At 42.5% G+C, this 13,948-nt stretch carries 16 protein-coding genes, 2 tRNA genes, 2 rRNA genes and 1 pseudogene; 15 read left to right on the top strand and 6 right to left on the bottom strand.

What is annotated here, in order from left to right; translation table 11 throughout:
* The 9 genes from AC0C66_RS20630 to tsaD form a co-directional block, all read left to right on the top strand.
* Positions 1-129: ribosomal RNA gene (locus tag AC0C66_RS20630) — 23S ribosomal RNA — on the top strand; the annotation flags it as partial.
* Positions 130-262: 133 nt separating this feature from the next.
* A 5S ribosomal RNA gene (rrf, locus tag AC0C66_RS20625) occupies positions 263-378 on the top strand.
* 22 nt (positions 379-400) lie between these two features.
* A tRNA-Met gene (locus tag AC0C66_RS20620) sits at positions 401-477 on the top strand.
* Positions 478-538: 61 nt separating this feature from the next.
* Positions 539-615: transfer RNA gene (locus tag AC0C66_RS20615), tRNA-Asp, on the top strand.
* Positions 616-795: 180 nt separating this feature from the next.
* Entirely contained in the window at positions 796-1,773 is a 978-nt protein-coding gene (gene thiL, locus AC0C66_RS20610; RefSeq protein WP_072181784.1) for a thiamine-phosphate kinase, read from the top strand.
* Between the two features lie 14 nt (positions 1,774-1,787).
* Entirely contained in the window at positions 1,788-2,264 is a 477-nt protein-coding gene (tsaE, locus tag AC0C66_RS20605; RefSeq protein WP_061186105.1) for a tRNA (adenosine(37)-N6)-threonylcarbamoyltransferase complex ATPase subunit type 1 TsaE, read from the top strand.
* The gene (gene tsaB / locus AC0C66_RS20600; protein WP_072181783.1) at positions 2,245-2,934 is read left to right on the top strand and encodes a tRNA (adenosine(37)-N6)-threonylcarbamoyltransferase complex dimerization subunit type 1 TsaB; all 690 of its coding nucleotides are present in this window, start codon (positions 2,245-2,247) and stop codon (positions 2,932-2,934) included. The genes tsaE and tsaB overlap by 20 nt, the downstream gene beginning before the upstream one ends.
* Positions 2,935-2,943: 9 nt before the next feature.
* The gene (gene rimI, locus AC0C66_RS20595; protein ID WP_072181782.1) at positions 2,944-3,399 is read left to right on the top strand and encodes a ribosomal protein S18-alanine N-acetyltransferase; all 456 of its coding nucleotides are present in this window, start codon (positions 2,944-2,946) and stop codon (positions 3,397-3,399) included.
* Positions 3,392-4,432 (top strand): tRNA (adenosine(37)-N6)-threonylcarbamoyltransferase complex transferase subunit TsaD, encoded by a 1,041-nt coding sequence (gene tsaD, locus AC0C66_RS20590; protein ID WP_072181781.1) that lies wholly within the window; start codon positions 3,392-3,394, stop codon positions 4,430-4,432. Before rimI ends, tsaD begins: the two co-directional genes overlap by 8 nt.
* A 226-nt stretch (positions 4,433-4,658) precedes the next feature.
* On the opposite strand, the gene AC0C66_RS20585 is transcribed toward tsaD, so the two are convergent.
* The gene (locus AC0C66_RS20585) at positions 4,659-6,587 is read right to left on the bottom strand and encodes an ABC-F family ATP-binding cassette domain-containing protein (protein ID WP_072181780.1); all 1,929 of its coding nucleotides are present in this window, start codon (positions 6,585-6,587) and stop codon (positions 4,659-4,661) included.
* A gap of 125 nt (positions 6,588-6,712) precedes the next feature.
* Between AC0C66_RS20585 and moaC the strand changes: the two genes are divergently transcribed.
* Genes moaC through tatC form a run of 4 tightly spaced genes read left to right on the top strand, consistent with a single transcriptional unit; the run spans position 6,713 to position 8,835 of the window.
* Positions 6,713-7,225: a cyclic pyranopterin monophosphate synthase MoaC gene (gene moaC, locus AC0C66_RS20580; protein WP_014112879.1), complete on the top strand. Its 513-nt coding sequence runs from the start codon at positions 6,713-6,715 to the stop codon at positions 7,223-7,225.
* Positions 7,222-7,869, top strand: coding sequence for a redox-sensing transcriptional repressor Rex (locus AC0C66_RS20575; protein ID WP_472973698.1), 648 nt, complete (start codon positions 7,222-7,224; stop codon positions 7,867-7,869). Before moaC ends, AC0C66_RS20575 begins: the two co-directional genes overlap by 4 nt.
* Positions 7,870-7,890: 21 nt before the next feature.
* Complete coding sequence (tatAY, locus tag AC0C66_RS20570) at positions 7,891-8,064, top strand: sec-independent protein translocase protein TatAY (protein ID WP_003225684.1); 174 nt, start codon at positions 7,891-7,893, stop codon at positions 8,062-8,064.
* Between the two features lie 6 nt (positions 8,065-8,070).
* Entirely contained in the window at positions 8,071-8,835 is a 765-nt protein-coding gene (gene tatC / locus AC0C66_RS20565) for a twin-arginine translocase subunit TatC (RefSeq protein ID WP_072565844.1), read from the top strand.
* A 37-nt stretch (positions 8,836-8,872) separates the two neighbouring features.
* Here the strand turns inward: tatC and AC0C66_RS20560 are convergent, their stop codons facing one another.
* Entirely contained in the window at positions 8,873-9,064 is a 192-nt protein-coding gene (locus tag AC0C66_RS20560) for a YdiK family protein (protein WP_003225680.1), read from the bottom strand.
* Positions 9,061-9,795, bottom strand: a complete 735-nt coding sequence (locus AC0C66_RS20555; RefSeq protein ID WP_014112881.1) for a CPBP family intramembrane glutamic endopeptidase — start codon at positions 9,793-9,795, stop codon at positions 9,061-9,063. Before AC0C66_RS20555 ends, AC0C66_RS20560 begins: the two co-directional genes overlap by 4 nt.
* Positions 9,796-10,033: 238 nt before the next feature.
* Here AC0C66_RS20555 and groES point away from each other — a divergent pair, with 238 nt between their 5' ends.
* Positions 10,034-10,318, top strand: a complete 285-nt coding sequence (gene groES, locus AC0C66_RS20550) for a co-chaperone GroES (RefSeq protein WP_003155970.1) — start codon at positions 10,034-10,036, stop codon at positions 10,316-10,318.
* A gap of 46 nt (positions 10,319-10,364) precedes the next feature.
* Entirely contained in the window at positions 10,365-11,999 is a 1,635-nt protein-coding gene (groL, locus tag AC0C66_RS20545; RefSeq protein WP_014112882.1) for a chaperonin GroEL, read from the top strand.
* A 115-nt stretch (positions 12,000-12,114) separates the two neighbouring features.
* Here groL and AC0C66_RS20540 read toward each other — a convergent pair.
* The 3 genes and pseudogenes from AC0C66_RS20540 to AC0C66_RS20530 all read right to left on the bottom strand — a co-directional run.
* A pseudogene (locus tag AC0C66_RS20540) lies at positions 12,115-12,412 on the bottom strand (tyrosine-type recombinase/integrase); the annotation flags it as partial.
* A gap of 291 nt (positions 12,413-12,703) precedes the next feature.
* Positions 12,704-13,432, bottom strand: a complete 729-nt coding sequence (locus AC0C66_RS20535) for a restriction endonuclease PLD domain-containing protein (RefSeq protein WP_268470912.1) — start codon at positions 13,430-13,432, stop codon at positions 12,704-12,706.
* 7 nt (positions 13,433-13,439) lie between these two features.
* Complete coding sequence (locus AC0C66_RS20530) at positions 13,440-13,640, bottom strand: restriction endonuclease PLD domain-containing protein (protein ID WP_268470827.1); 201 nt, start codon at positions 13,638-13,640, stop codon at positions 13,440-13,442.
* Positions 13,641-13,948 lie beyond the last annotated feature (308 nt).

Here is a 13,948-nt window from a genome sequence, read left to right as displayed (position 1 = left end):
CCTCAAGATGAGATTTCCCATTCCGCAAGGAAGTAAGATCCCTGAAAGATGATCAGGTTGATAGGTCTGAGGTGGAAGTGTGGCGACACATGGAGCTGACAGATACTAATCGATCGAGGACTTAACCACATTTTGAATATGTCACACCTGTTATCTAGTTTTGAGAGAACACCTCTCTAAAAGGCGGAAAAGTAAAGAAACTCCGCTAAGGGCTCTCACATCCTGTGAGAAACGCCCAGTACCTTCATCCTGAAGGCATTTGTTTGGTGGCGATAGCGAAGAGGTCACACCCGTTCCCATACCGAACACGGAAGTTAAGCTCTTCAGCGCCGATGGTAGTCGGGGGTTTCCCCCTGTGAGAGTAGGACGCCGCCAAGCTTTTATCTTAAATTATTATCATCGCGGGGTGGAGCAGTTCGGTAGCTCGTCGGGCTCATAACCCGAAGGTCGCAGGTTCAAATCCTGCCCCCGCAACCAAATATATAAATGATATAAGAAGTGCCCGAAGGGTGCAGACAAAATCATTTTATACAAATATGGTCCGGTAGTTCAGTTGGTTAGAATGCCTGCCTGTCACGCAGGAGGTCGCGGGTTCGAGTCCCGTCCGGACCGCCATTATTGTAAACGAAACGATCATGTTTTCGTTTTTTTTGTGTTTTCTTTTATTGTATCTTTCTGCTTGGTGTGATAACCAAGCTTTCTTTATATCGGCAATATCTTGGATATTCCAGCAAAATTCGATACACTAGGAAGAGTACATATAGGCATAAGCAGGTTGAAAGGAGGTTTTGGTTCATGGATGAATTTGATTTAATACATAGCATTACTCCGCGGACCATTCACCATTCTTCCGTTGATGTAGGAATAGGTGATGATGCAGCACTTTACACTGCGAAACACGGCGTTCAGGAAATTGTTTGTGTGGATACTATGGTAGAAGATGTGCACTTTAAATTACACTATTCCTCACCTGAAGATATCGGGTATAAGGCGTTAGCCGTTAATATAAGTGATATTGCCGCGATGGGAGGCATTCCTAAATTTTATTTGGTATCACTTGCTGTACCTGCAAAATGGACGGAATCTGAAATCAAGGGAATGTATGAAGGAATGAATGAACTGGCGAAACTATATCATATGGATCTGATTGGCGGCGATACAGTCTCTACCTCTGACAAATTAGTCGTAACGGTCACTGTGATCGGTGAAGTAGAAAAGGGGAGAGCTTGTTTGCGCAGCTTGGCAAGACCGAATGATATTGTGTTTGTAACTGGGGAAATTGGTTCATCTGCAGCAGGACTTTCTTTATTATTAGAGGAGAATAATCCTCAAAATTTATTTTTGGACACGGATTACTTTATCAACAGGCATAAACGGCCTCAGCCAAGAGTAAGCGTCGGGAGATTATGCTCGAGTATTAAGCGGGCAGCTTTAAATGATATCAGTGACGGATTAGCTAGTGAACTGAATGAGATTGCAGAAGCCAGCTGTGTTTCAATTGAAATTGATGAAAGCATCCTCCCGGTCCATTCTGACTTGCCTAAGCTTCATTCTAACTGGAAAGAATGGGCTTTGTTTGGCGGAGAGGATTTTGAGCTGACTGGGACGGTTTCAAAGGAGGAATGGGAAGTGTTGAAGCAGGAGTGCGAAAAACGTCAACTGCCCATTACAAAGATTGGCCATGTCAAGGAAAAAACAGAATCCAACGTGATCCTAAAAACAGAAAAAACAACAATGGCCTTAGAGAAAAAAGGATATAATCATTTTAAATAAGACGGGTGACTCGTGTGAAGCAATTAAAGTGGAGAACTGTAAATCCTGAAGAAACAAAAGCGATAGCAAAACTTACGGCATCGTTTGCTAAGCCGGGAGACGTCCTGACATTAGAGGGCGATTTAGGTGCCGGAAAAACGACTTTTACGAAAGGTTTTGCGGAAGGACTCGGCATTACACGTGTTGTAAACAGTCCGACTTTTACAATTATAAAAGAATATAACGATGGCTCACTTCCTCTTTATCATATGGATGTGTATAGAATGGAAGACGAAAGTGAAGATTTGGGACTTGATGAATATTTTCACGGACAAGGTGTCAGCCTCGTTGAATGGGCCCATTTAATTGAAGAACAGCTTCCGCAGGAGCGACTGCAAATTGTCATCAAAAGGGCTGGTGATGATGAGCGGGAAATTACCTTTACTGCTGTCGGGAATCGGTATGAAATGCTTTGTGAGGAGATAAGTAGACATGACAATATTAGCAATTGATACATCAAATTATACGTTAGGCATTGCACTGCTTCGAGAAGATACCGTCATAGCAGAATACATTACATATTTAAAAAAGAACCATTCTGTTAGAGCGATGCCTGCTGTTCATTCATTGCTGAACGAATGTGATATGGCACCGCAGGATCTTTCTAAAATTGTTGTTGCAAAAGGCCCTGGTTCATACACAGGAGTAAGAATAGGTGTGACGCTCGCCAAAACACTTGCCTGGTCTTTACACATTCCGATTTCTGCTGTATCAAGCCTTGAGGTGCTTGCGGCAAATGGCCGGCATTTTGACGGTCTGATCAGTCCTATCTTTGATGCAAGACGGGGACAGGTGTATACAGGTCTGTATGAATACAAAAACGGGCTTTTGGAACAAGTGGTTCCTGATCAAAATGTGATGCTGGCCGAATGGCTGGAGATGCTAAAAGAAAAGGATCGCCCTGTTTTGTTTTTAGGTCATGATACTTCTATTCACAAGCAGATGATAGAGGATGTGCTTGGGACAAAAGGGTTCATTGGAGCTGCTGCTCAGCATAACCCGCGTCCTTCAGAATTGGCTTTTCTAGGTGCGGAAAAGGAAGCAGCTGATGTTCACGGGCTTGTCCCGGATTACTTGCGGCTGGCAGAAGCTGAAGCGAAATGGATTGAAAGTCAAAAGTAGGGTGATAGGATGAAAACAAAAGCAGCTGTCAGAAACATGCGGCTTGATGATATTGATCACGTATACGAAATCGAAACATCCTCTTTTACGTCTCCTTGGACGAAGGATTCGTTTTATCATGAGCTGATGGAAAATCCGTATGCTCATTATCTCGTGATTGAAAAGGACGGCCATGTTGCTGGGTATTGCGGGATTTGGATTGTGATGGACGACGCCCAAATTACAAATATAGCAATAAAACCGGAGTATCGCGGCAAGTCTTTAGGAGAAGCGCTTTTTCGCTCAGCGATTGAACTGTGCAAAGAAAAAGGCGCAAGGCGGCTTTCGCTTGAAGTGAGGGTTTCTAATCATCCTGCTCAAGGTTTATATAAGAAGTTCGGGATGCAGCCCGGCGGAATAAGAAAGAACTATTATACTGATAACGGGGAAGATGCGTTAATTATGTGGGTGACGATAAATGAGTGAGCAAAAAGAGATTTACGTATTAGGAATTGAAACAAGCTGTGATGAAACAGCGGCAGCTATCGTAAAAAACGGGAAAGAAATCATATCAAACGTAGTAGCCTCTCAAATTGAAAGCCATAAGCGCTTTGGAGGCGTTGTTCCGGAAATTGCTTCCAGACATCATGTTGAGCAAATCACTTTGGTCATAGAAGAGGCTTTTCATAAAGCTGGCATGACGTATAGTGATATTGATGCGATTGCAGTAACTGAAGGTCCGGGACTGGTGGGAGCGCTTCTTATCGGAGTGAACGCTGCTAAAGCATTGAGCTTTGCGCATAACATTCCGTTAGTTGGCGTCCATCATATAGCCGGTCATATATACGCGAACCGTCTTGTAGAAGAGATTGTGTTCCCGGCACTGGCATTGGTCGTTTCAGGGGGCCATACGGAATTGGTTTATATGAAGGAGCACGGATCATTTGAAGTTATTGGGGAAACTCTCGATGATGCAGCAGGAGAAGCTTACGATAAAGTGGCGCGAACGATGGGACTGCCGTATCCGGGAGGACCGCAAATTGACAAGCTTGCTGAAAAAGGGAATGACAATATTCCGCTTCCTCGCGCATGGCTCGAAGAAGGCTCTTACAATTTCAGTTTCAGCGGGTTGAAGTCTGCGGTGATCAATACGCTTCATAATGCGTCTCAAAAAGGACAAGAGATTGCTCCGGAAGATTTGTCTGCCAGTTTCCAAAATAGCGTAATAGATGTCTTGGTGACAAAAACGGCGCGTGCGGCAAAGGAGTATGGTGTTAAACAGGTCCTTTTAGCCGGAGGAGTAGCTGCAAACAGAGGCCTCAGAGCTGCATTAGAAAAGGAATTTGCCCAGCATGAGGGGATTACGCTTGTCATTCCTCCGTTAGCATTATGTACAGATAATGCTGCGATGATCGCTGCAGCTGGTACAATTGCTTTTGAGAAGGGAATTCGCGGTGCATATGATATGAATGGCCAGCCTGGCCTTGAATTGACTTCTTATCAAAGTCTCACGACCTAACAGAGTGAGGCTTTTTATCTTTTATTAACAGATAATTCTCAATTTATCCACATATCTGTTAGTAATTATGAAGATATCGATGGATAAAGGGCTGGAGACACTGTTAATAAAGTGGATAAATTCAGAATATTTTGTGGATAATGTGTATAAAGCGTTTACTTTGTTTGTTTATAAGGTTATTTTCTGTGGATAAAAAAGCACCTCTAAAAAAAGGTGCTTGACTTTTTTAATCTTCTTCTGTGGATAGTTCTTCCCATTCAGACAAAAGAGATTCCAGCTCCTGATTGAGTTTCTCGTTGTCAGCATGGATGGCTTGTACCTTTTCATGGTCTTGATAGACTTCCGGATCACATAGCAATTCATCGTTATGACTAATGTTTTCTTCAATGGTTTGAACAGTGGTTTCAATTTCTTCAATCCGGCGGAGCCGTTGGCGCTCTTTCTTTTTCCATTCTTTTTCTTCCTCGTAAGAACGTTTGGAGTCAGACTTTACCGCAGCAGGCGTTTTTTCTATTTCCTCTTGCTGATTCATTTTCTCCAATTCAAGCTGTTCTGTTTTTTTCTCCGTATAATAATCGTAATCTCCCAGATACTCTTCTATATGATTTGAAGAAAGCTCCAATACTCTTGTGGCGATTCTGTTAATAAAATATCTGTCATGAGAGACAAATAACAGAGTGCCTGGATAATCAATCAGCGCGTTTTCAAGAACTTCTTTGCTGTCTAAGTCCAGATGGTTCGTCGGTTCATCAAGGATGAGAAAATTAGCTTTTTGAAGCATCAACTTAGCAAGGGCCAATCTTGCTTTCTCACCCCCGCTCAGTGAATGGACGGGTTTCAGTACATCATCTCCGGAGAATAAGAAATTGCCGAGACAAGTTCGGATTTCTTTCTCCGGAAGACCAGGGTACTCATCCCACAGCTCATCAAGGACGCGTTTAGAGGAAGTCAGTTCAGCCTGCTCCTGATCATAGTAGCCGACACTGACATTCGAGCCGTATGAGATTGTTCCTTGATCTGGCTTTAGGGTGTCCATTAATGTTTTCAGCAATGTCGATTTACCGATTCCGTTAGGGCCGACAAGAGCGGCGCTTTCTCCTCTTGTGAGCATGAACGACACTTCTGTTAAAAGCGGCGGCTGGTTTTCATAGCTGATTGTGAGATCCTGAACGCGCAGGACTTCATTTCCGCTCTGTTTTGTAATATCAAAATGAAAGTTTGCGGATTTTTCATCGCCGAGCGGTTTTGACATGACTTCCATTCGCTCCAGCTGCTTTCGGCGGCTTTGCGCTCTTTTTGTGGTAGAAGCTCTCGCAAGATTTCGGTCTACGAAGTCTTGAAGCTTTGCGATTTCATCCTGCTGCTTTTCATACACTTTAAGATCTTTTTCATACTGCGCGGCTTTTTGGTCGAGATAAGCGCTGTAGTTGCCGTGATATTTTTTGCTTTCAGCTCTTGATACCTCGTATACTTGGTTTACTACTTTGTCCAAAAAGTAGCGGTCATGCGAAACGATGAGAATGGCGCCTGAATAGCCTTGCAAATAATGTTCAAGCCAGGTTAGCGTATCAATATCGAGATGGTTTGTCGGCTCATCGAGAATGAGCAAATCAGGCTGTGTTAACAGAAGCTTACCAAGGGCCAGCCTTGTTTTCTGCCCCCCGCTGAGGCTTTGCACCTGTGTTGAATCGTCAAAATGGCTGAAACCAAGTCCGTGAAGCACAGATCTGACATCCGCTTCATATTGATAGCCGCCTTTATCTTTGAATTCCTGCTGAAGCCGGTCATAGGTTTTCATGATGCTTTCCAATTCACCAGGATCAGCTGCCGCCATTTTTTCTTCGATAGCCCGCATTTCCTTTTCCATTGCTTTTAAGTGGTCAAAAACAGTCAGCAGTTCTTCTTTTATGGTAAGCTTAGAATCCAAGCCCGTATGCTGGGCAAGATATCCCATTGTAATATCTTTCGGTTTAATGAGTTCGCCCTTTTCATACGAAAGCTGGCCTGCGATAATTTTAAGCAGCGTGGATTTTCCCGCGCCATTTCTTCCTACAATGGCGACGCGATCACGATTTCTGACTTCCAGCTTTATATTGTTTAAAATAGTATCAGCACCAAATGATTTGGATAGCTGATTAACTTGTAAGATCATCATATTATTTCACCTCTGCTATAATAAGTTAAGTGTAGCTTATGAACTAGAAGTCAGCAAACAATACATTGGCTGAATAAGACATAGAGAAGAAAATAGTGTATGATCTGTTTAAGGAGAGTTTTAATATGAATGGATTTTCTCATTTTAATGAACAGGGCAGAGCCCAGATGGTGGACATCAGCGAAAAATCTTCGACTGTCCGTACTGCGGCGGCTGTTTCAAGCGTACACATGAAAAATGAAGTGTACGAGAAAATACAAAGTCATGATATCGGCAAAGGAGATGTACTGGCTGTTGCGCAGGTGGCAGGCATTATGGCCGCAAAGCAAACGTCGAATATCATTCCGATGTGCCATCCGCTTTCACTGAGCGGGGTAGATATATCGTTTGACTGGAAAATAAAAGAAGCAGAAGTTATACTTCATATAAAAGCACAGGTCAAAACGAAAGGGAGTACAGGTGTGGAAATGGAAGCGCTCACTTCTGCATCGGTGTGCGCTCTTACCGTTTACGATATGTGCAAGGCCCTTGATAAGGGAATGGTCATCGGCCCTACTTTCTTGCTGGAGAAGACAGGCGGGAAAAACGGTGACTTTAAAAGAGAACTATCCGAGTATAATGTGGAGGACCAAAAATGAATAAGGATCAATCAAAAATTCCGCAGGCGACGGCAAAACGGCTGCCGCTTTACTATCGCTTTTTAAAGAATCTGCATGCGTCAGGAAAACAGCGTGTATCATCCGCTGAACTCAGTGATGCCGTAAAGGTTGATTCTGCCACGATTCGCAGGGATTTTTCCTATTTTGGAGCTCTTGGCAAAAAAGGATATGGATATAATGTGGATTATTTGCTGTCATTTTTCCGAAAAACGCTTGATCAGGATGAGATGACAGACGTCATCTTGATTGGTGTGGGGAACTTGGGAACAGCATTTCTTCACTATAATTTCACAAAAAATAATAACACAAAAATTTCTATGGCTTTTGATATAAATGAGAGTAAAATAGGAACTGAGGTAGGCGGCGTGCCTGTCTATAACCTTGACGACCTTGAACAACACGTAAAAAATGAATCAGTTGCCATTCTTACAGTGCCAGCAGTTGCCGCTCAATCCATTACAGACAGATTGGTTGCGTTAGGAATCAAGGGAATCCTTAATTTTACGCCGGCCCGTTTGAATGTGCCGGAACACATTCGAATTCATCATTTAGATTTAGCTGTAGAGCTTCAGTCACTGGTTTATTTCTTGAAGCATTATTCAGTTTTAGAGGAAATCGAATAGAGGGAAAGGAGGAGCCCAAATATGCCGATCGGTCCTGGAAGTCTTGCTGTTATCGCAATCGTTGCTCTGATCATCTTCGGTCCCAAAAAGCTGCCTGAACTGGGGAAAGCTGCTGGAGACACACTTCGTGAATTCAAAAATGCTACTAAAGGATTAACGAGTGATGACGAGGAAAAAAAGAAAGAAGATCAGTAAGTTAGGATGACACGAATGAAAGTGAATCAAATGTCGCTGCTGGAACATATTGCTGAGCTTCGAAAACGATTGCTGGTTGTGGCACTGGCATTTGTCGTTTTCTTTATCGCAGGATTTTTTTTAGCGAAGCCCATGATTGTTTATTTGCAAAAAACGGATGAAGCGAAGGAGCTTACGCTTAATGCGTTTAATCTGACAGACCCGCTTTTTGTGTTTATGCAATTCGCGTTTATCATCGGGATTGTCCTAACCTCGCCGATTATTCTTTATCAGCTTTGGGCTTTTGTGAGTCCAGGCCTCTATGAGAAAGAGCGCAAAGTAACGCTCAGCTACATTCCGATCTCTATTTTGCTGTTTTTAGCGGGCTTATCTTTTTCATATTATATTTTATTTCCTTTTGTTGTTGATTTTATGAAGCGGATCTCTCAGGATTTGAATGTCAATCAGGTGATCGGAATTAATGAATATTTTCATTTTCTTTTGCAGCTGACGATTCCGTTTGGACTGCTGTTCCAAATGCCGGTCATCCTCATGTTTTTGACCAGGCTTGGAATTGTGACACCGATGTTCTTAGCGAAAATCAGAAAGTATGCGTATTTTACGCTGCTTGTGATCGCTGCCCTGATTACTCCGCCTGAGCTTTTGTCTCATATGATGGTTACTGTTCCGCTGTTGATTTTATATGAAATCAGTATTCTTATATCGAAGGCTGCCTATCGGAAAGCGCAGAAAAGCAGTGCTGCCGATCAGGACGTGTCTTCCGGACAATAATAAAAAATCCATTTCTCATGAGAGAAATGGATTTTCTTTATTTCTGGTTCTTTTTAATTTTAAATGAAAAGGCGAACATCTTAAAAGAAATGCTGATGTTGTAAGCGGCGAACACCATCAGCAGGATGGAGTAAAATGACCACATGCTGCCTGGCGAGCTTGCGGCAAGATAAGTAAAGATGCACCCTACGGCAAAGTAGATCATTCCCCAAACTACCGGGTTTCTCATAAAAATAATCCTCCAATAATCAATTGCATTTGTGTGCTCTGCTGTTCAAGGTAGTTCTGAACAGGCTCAAGCTGCATGATGACGACAAATGTATTCATCATGACATGGGCGAAAATCGGCACCCATATCCGTTTTGTTCTCGCATATAAAAATGCAAAGGTAAAGCCCATTGCTGTATAAAGAAGAAGATGCTTCAAATCAGCGTGAACAATACCGAAAATAACCGAGCTGATCAGTCCGGCAAAGAAGAAATTCGTTTTTTCGTACAGTGTGCCGAAAATGATTTTTCTGAAGATGATTTCTTCTAATATAGGCCCGACGACAGAAGAAACCATAATCATGAGCGGGACTGCCTGAATGACATCCAGAATAGCTTGTGTATTTTCTGATTCTCTTCCGATGCCGAATACATAATATTCAATAGAGCCTGCTATTCCTTGAGAGAAAAGGGCAATGAAAAAACCGGCTATCGCCCAAAGGATAGAAAGTCCGACGGAGTCTTTCCGGCCGTTTCGAAGCGTTGTTTTCGGGACAGTTCGTAGAATAAGCAGAACGACTACGAGACAGGCGATAAAGCTGATAACGGACCATAATCCTTGTGCATGCAGCATATTCTCCTTGGTAGGCTGTCCTCCGGCATAACCGAATTTAAATAACAAGGGAATCCCGATTAATGCGGAAAACTGCATGATGATATATGTCAAAATAATAAACCAATACTGTTTTCTCAAATGGTATGTACTCCTTTGTTAAATGGGTTTCGTTCATCTACAGCTATTGTAACATAATCGGAACGGGGGTGAAAAAGCTAAGGGATAAGGGAGCTGAAAAGAATCATGTAAGCGTGAAAAAATTTTTATCTTATCACTTGAAATTGGAAGGGAGATTCTTTATTATAAGAATTGTGTTAGCACTCTTTAGTGTCGAGTGCTAAAATTACATATTCATACTATTGAGGAGGTTATTACATTGTTAAAGCCATTAGGTGATCGCGTTGTCATTGAACTCGTAGAATCTGAAGAAAAAACTGCCAGCGGAATTGTGTTGCCGGATTCTGCAAAAGAAAAACCGCAAGAAGGCAAAATCGTGGCAGCTGGTTCAGGTCGCGTGTTAGAAAGCGGAGAGCGCGTTGCTTTAGAAGTAAAAGAGGGCGACCGCATTATCTTCTCAAAATACGCAGGTACTGAAGTGAAATACGAAGGTACTGAATACTTAATCTTACGTGAAAGCGACATTTTAGCTGTTATCGGCTAATTCTTAAATAAACAATACTTAAAACATTTGAGGAGGTCTTGTAAACATGGCAAAAGAAATTAAGTTTAGTGAAGAAGCTCGCCGCGCAATGCTTCGCGGTGTCGATGCACTTGCTGATGCTGTAAAAGTAACTTTAGGACCAAAAGGACGCAACGTGGTTCTAGAGAAAAAATTCGGTTCTCCGTTAATCACAAATGACGGTGTAACAATCGCTAAAGAAATCGAACTTGAAGACGCGTTTGAAAACATGGGTGCTAAGCTTGTTGCTGAAGTAGCCAGCAAAACAAACGATGTTGCCGGTGACGGTACAACAACTGCGACAGTTCTTGCGCAAGCAATGATCCGTGAAGGCCTTAAAAACGTAACAGCAGGCGCTAATCCTGTAGGCGTTCGTAAAGGTATGGAAAAAGCTGTAGCGGTTGCGATCGAAAACTTAAAAGAAATTTCTAAGCCAATCGAAGGCAAGGAGTCTATCGCTCAGGTTGCTGCGATCTCTGCTGCTGATGAGGAAGTCGGAAGCCTTATCGCTGAAGCAATGGAGCGCGTAGGCAACGACGGCGTTATCACAATCGAAGAGTCTAAAGGCTTCACAACTGAGCTTGAAGTTGTTGAAGGTATGCAATTCGATCGCGGATATGCGTCTCCTTACATGGTAACTGACTCTGATAAGATGGAAGCGGTTCTTGACAATCCTTACATCTTAATCACAGACAAAAAGATCACAAACATTCAAGAAATCCTTCCTGTACTTGAGCAGGTTGTTCAGCAAGGCAAACCATTGCTTCTGATCGCTGAGGATGTTGAAGGTGAAGCACTTGCAACACTTGTTGTGAACAAACTTCGCGGCACATTCAACGCAGTTGCTGTTAAAGCTCCTGGCTTCGGTGACCGCCGTAAAGCAATGCTTGAAGACATCGCTGTTCTTACTGGCGGAGAAGTTATCACAGAAGATCTTGGTCTTGACCTGAAATCTACTCAAATCACACAATTGGGACGCGCTTCTAAAGTTGTCGTTACAAAAGAAAACACAACAATCGTTGAAGGCGCTGGCGAAACAGACAAAATTTCTGCCCGCGTGACTCAAATCCGCGCTCAAGTGGAAGAAACAACTTCTGAATTCGACAGAGAAAAATTACAAGAGCGTCTTGCGAAACTTGCTGGCGGCGTAGCTGTCATCAAAGTCGGCGCTGCGACTGAAACTGAGCTGAAAGAGCGTAAACTTCGCATCGAAGACGCCCTGAACTCAACTCGCGCAGCTGTAGAAGAAGGCATCGTATCCGGTGGTGGTACAGCACTTGTAAACGTATATAACAAAGTCGCTGCAGTTGAAGCTGAAGGCGATGCTCAAACAGGTATCAACATCGTGCTTCGCGCGCTTGAAGAGCCAATCCGTCAAATCGCGCACAACGCTGGTCTTGAAGGATCTGTCATCGTTGAACGCCTCAAAAACGAAGAAATCGGCGTAGGTTTCAACGCTGCAACTGGTGAATGGGTAAACATGATCGAAAAAGGTATCGTTGACCCAACGAAAGTTACACGCTCAGCTCTTCAAAACGCTGCGTCTGTAGCTGCAATGTTCTTAACAACTGAAGCCGTTGTCGCTGACAAGCCAGAAGAAAACGCTGGCGGCGCAGGAATGCCTGATATGGGCGGCATGGGCGGTATGGGCGGCATGATGTAATTCATGCTCCCTAAAACCCAGTAAATAAGGGGTTTTCGGTTTTCGAACCTTAATATACTCTAAAAATACCATAAGGGTAACAAAAGAGTAACATTTTCTTGAATATGGTTTTAAATTAGAGGTTTTCCATGAGTTCTTTGAACTTTTGGGAAGCCTCTTTTTTCATCTCTTTTGTCACATGTAAATAAACATTTTTTAGTTGTAGTCTTCATCCTTGTGTCCTAATCGTTCCATTATTTGGGGACGACTTACCCAGCCTCAGCTTATAGGGAGGTATGTGTATGGCGTAATGAAAGGGGTGTAAGTTCAGGATTTAATTCTGCTATTTTTAACAAGCGTCTCATTCGCTTCTCTATTTTTTTAATGTAGAGCGGGTAACCAGGTAGATCCTCATCAATACTCGCAAAAACAAAATCTCAAAAGGCCCAGATGAGGCCATTAATAATTTCCTAGCTATGCGGCTTTAGAACTTACGCACCAATTGATTTTTTTCTTTGAAGTTGGGCCATGAAGTTATCGATATAAAACCAAGTGTTAGAAGGAACACTTCCTCACAAACGGCTAGAGACATTATCACTTTCGCTTTTTAAGTGAGATTTGGGTTAAGTATGTGAATTAGGTGTTTTATGAACTGGATATAGTGGAAAAAGAGGATGAAATGGACTTCTAAAACGGTTCATTTGCTTCCTCTTTCATTGTTTATGTTAAACGCTAAAGTCCATAAAATAGGTTTCATCATCAATCTTATAGACTCTCACGCTTGTCCTTCCGTAATTGACAACATCCTGGGCATCGACTCTTGCGCCAAGAGCCACGCCGATTCTTCCTCGGAAATACCTGCCCATTATGCTGTTGTTCTCATGGATATGAATGGCTTTTCGGTTTGCCTGAGCCATTACACATATCAATTGTTGCCCGTCATCCGTCAGCATGGTAAATTCCTGTTCTAATGGAGGGAAGAAACCAGGGTCTGCCTGATGGATTTTGGTTGAAACAGGTATATACGCTTGATTAGGTTCTCTTCCGTCACGCTGTCCCCAGTTTAAGCCAGCCTTTTCATGAATAGCTGTATCATTTTTTAAAAGAAGAGGCAAATCAACATATTTCAAGTTTTGCAGATTAATAGATTCAGTCTCCTGTGCACCTTCTTGAGTAACACCTTGAAGCGTTTGATTTCGCCTTTGCATACGAACAGTGAAAAAGTTAATATGCTGTTCGATGGAGGGGTCTGTGCAAGAAATGACATCCGTTATATTAAATACTTCTTCTACATTTGAATGATTTGCTTCAACCAGCAGTTCTCCCTGATCACGCAAGCCCTTCCATGAGAAATTAGCCGAACCGACAAAGGTAACGGAATCTGGAGTTAAATCATCCATGTACCAATGAAAAATTTTTGTATGTACTGGTGGCAGAGCTGTTCGGTAGCTGATGCTGATATTAGCGTTTATGATCCCATAGTTTAATCCCGTCTTTTTTGCTCATCCCAATGATTAATTCAATTTCTGCATCTGGGTAGGTATCCAATATGTGATACAAAAACACACTGGATGCATAGCCAGAGAGGATTCGCAGTTTCCGAAACCCTTGGCGGTACGGTTCAGCAAAAGCATGTTCCTCTAAATTCTGATGATAGTACAAAAAATCCCCCCCTTTAGTATTAAATACAATTTAATAATAGTAAAGGAAGGCAGAACTTGCTAGCTTTATAACATGTCATAATTCGACATCTTGTGTTAATATAAAAGGTAATATATACAAATAAATTCATAATATTGGAGTTAATAGACATGACAACGTATCGAAAAGGAGAGCTGTTCTGAGGTCAGGCGGGCTGTCGCTCTGAGCAAAGCAGGCAGTTGTGATAGATGAAAACGGTCAAGTGGTACTTGATGAAAACGGCGAAGAATATAAAGGAGTACATGCGTAGGCAAAACCAAAGGACTGGA

This window comes from Bacillus sp. VA13 (genome assembly GCF_055710085.1).
The sequence above is the reverse complement of the archived record's forward strand: the minus strand, read 5'-3'. Positions and strand labels throughout refer to the sequence as shown.

Coding starts and splice junctions, on each gene's coding strand:
- AC0C66_RS20575 (WP_472973698.1), top strand. CDS start 7,222: ATGAATAAGGATCAATCAAAAATTCCGCAGGCGACGGCAAAACGGCTG.
- rimI (WP_072181782.1), top strand. CDS start 2,944: ATGAAAACAAAAGCAGCTGTCAGAAACATGCGGCTTGATGATATTGAT.
- tsaB (WP_072181783.1), top strand. CDS start 2,245: ATGACAATATTAGCAATTGATACATCAAATTATACGTTAGGCATTGCA.
- groL (WP_014112882.1), top strand. CDS start 10,365: ATGGCAAAAGAAATTAAGTTTAGTGAAGAAGCTCGCCGCGCAATGCTT.
- tsaD (WP_072181781.1), top strand. CDS start 3,392: ATGAGTGAGCAAAAAGAGATTTACGTATTAGGAATTGAAACAAGCTGT.
- tatAY (WP_003225684.1), top strand. CDS start 7,891: ATGCCGATCGGTCCTGGAAGTCTTGCTGTTATCGCAATCGTTGCTCTG.
- tatC (WP_072565844.1), top strand. CDS start 8,071: ATGACACGAATGAAAGTGAATCAAATGTCGCTGCTGGAACATATTGCT.
- thiL (WP_072181784.1), top strand. CDS start 796: ATGGATGAATTTGATTTAATACATAGCATTACTCCGCGGACCATTCAC.
- moaC (WP_014112879.1), top strand. CDS start 6,713: ATGAATGGATTTTCTCATTTTAATGAACAGGGCAGAGCCCAGATGGTG.
- AC0C66_RS20560 (WP_003225680.1), bottom strand. CDS start 9,064: ATGAGAAACCCGGTAGTTTGGGGAATGATCTACTTTGCCGTAGGGTGC.
- AC0C66_RS20585 (WP_072181780.1), bottom strand. CDS start 6,587: ATGATGATCTTACAAGTTAATCAGCTATCCAAATCATTTGGTGCTGAT.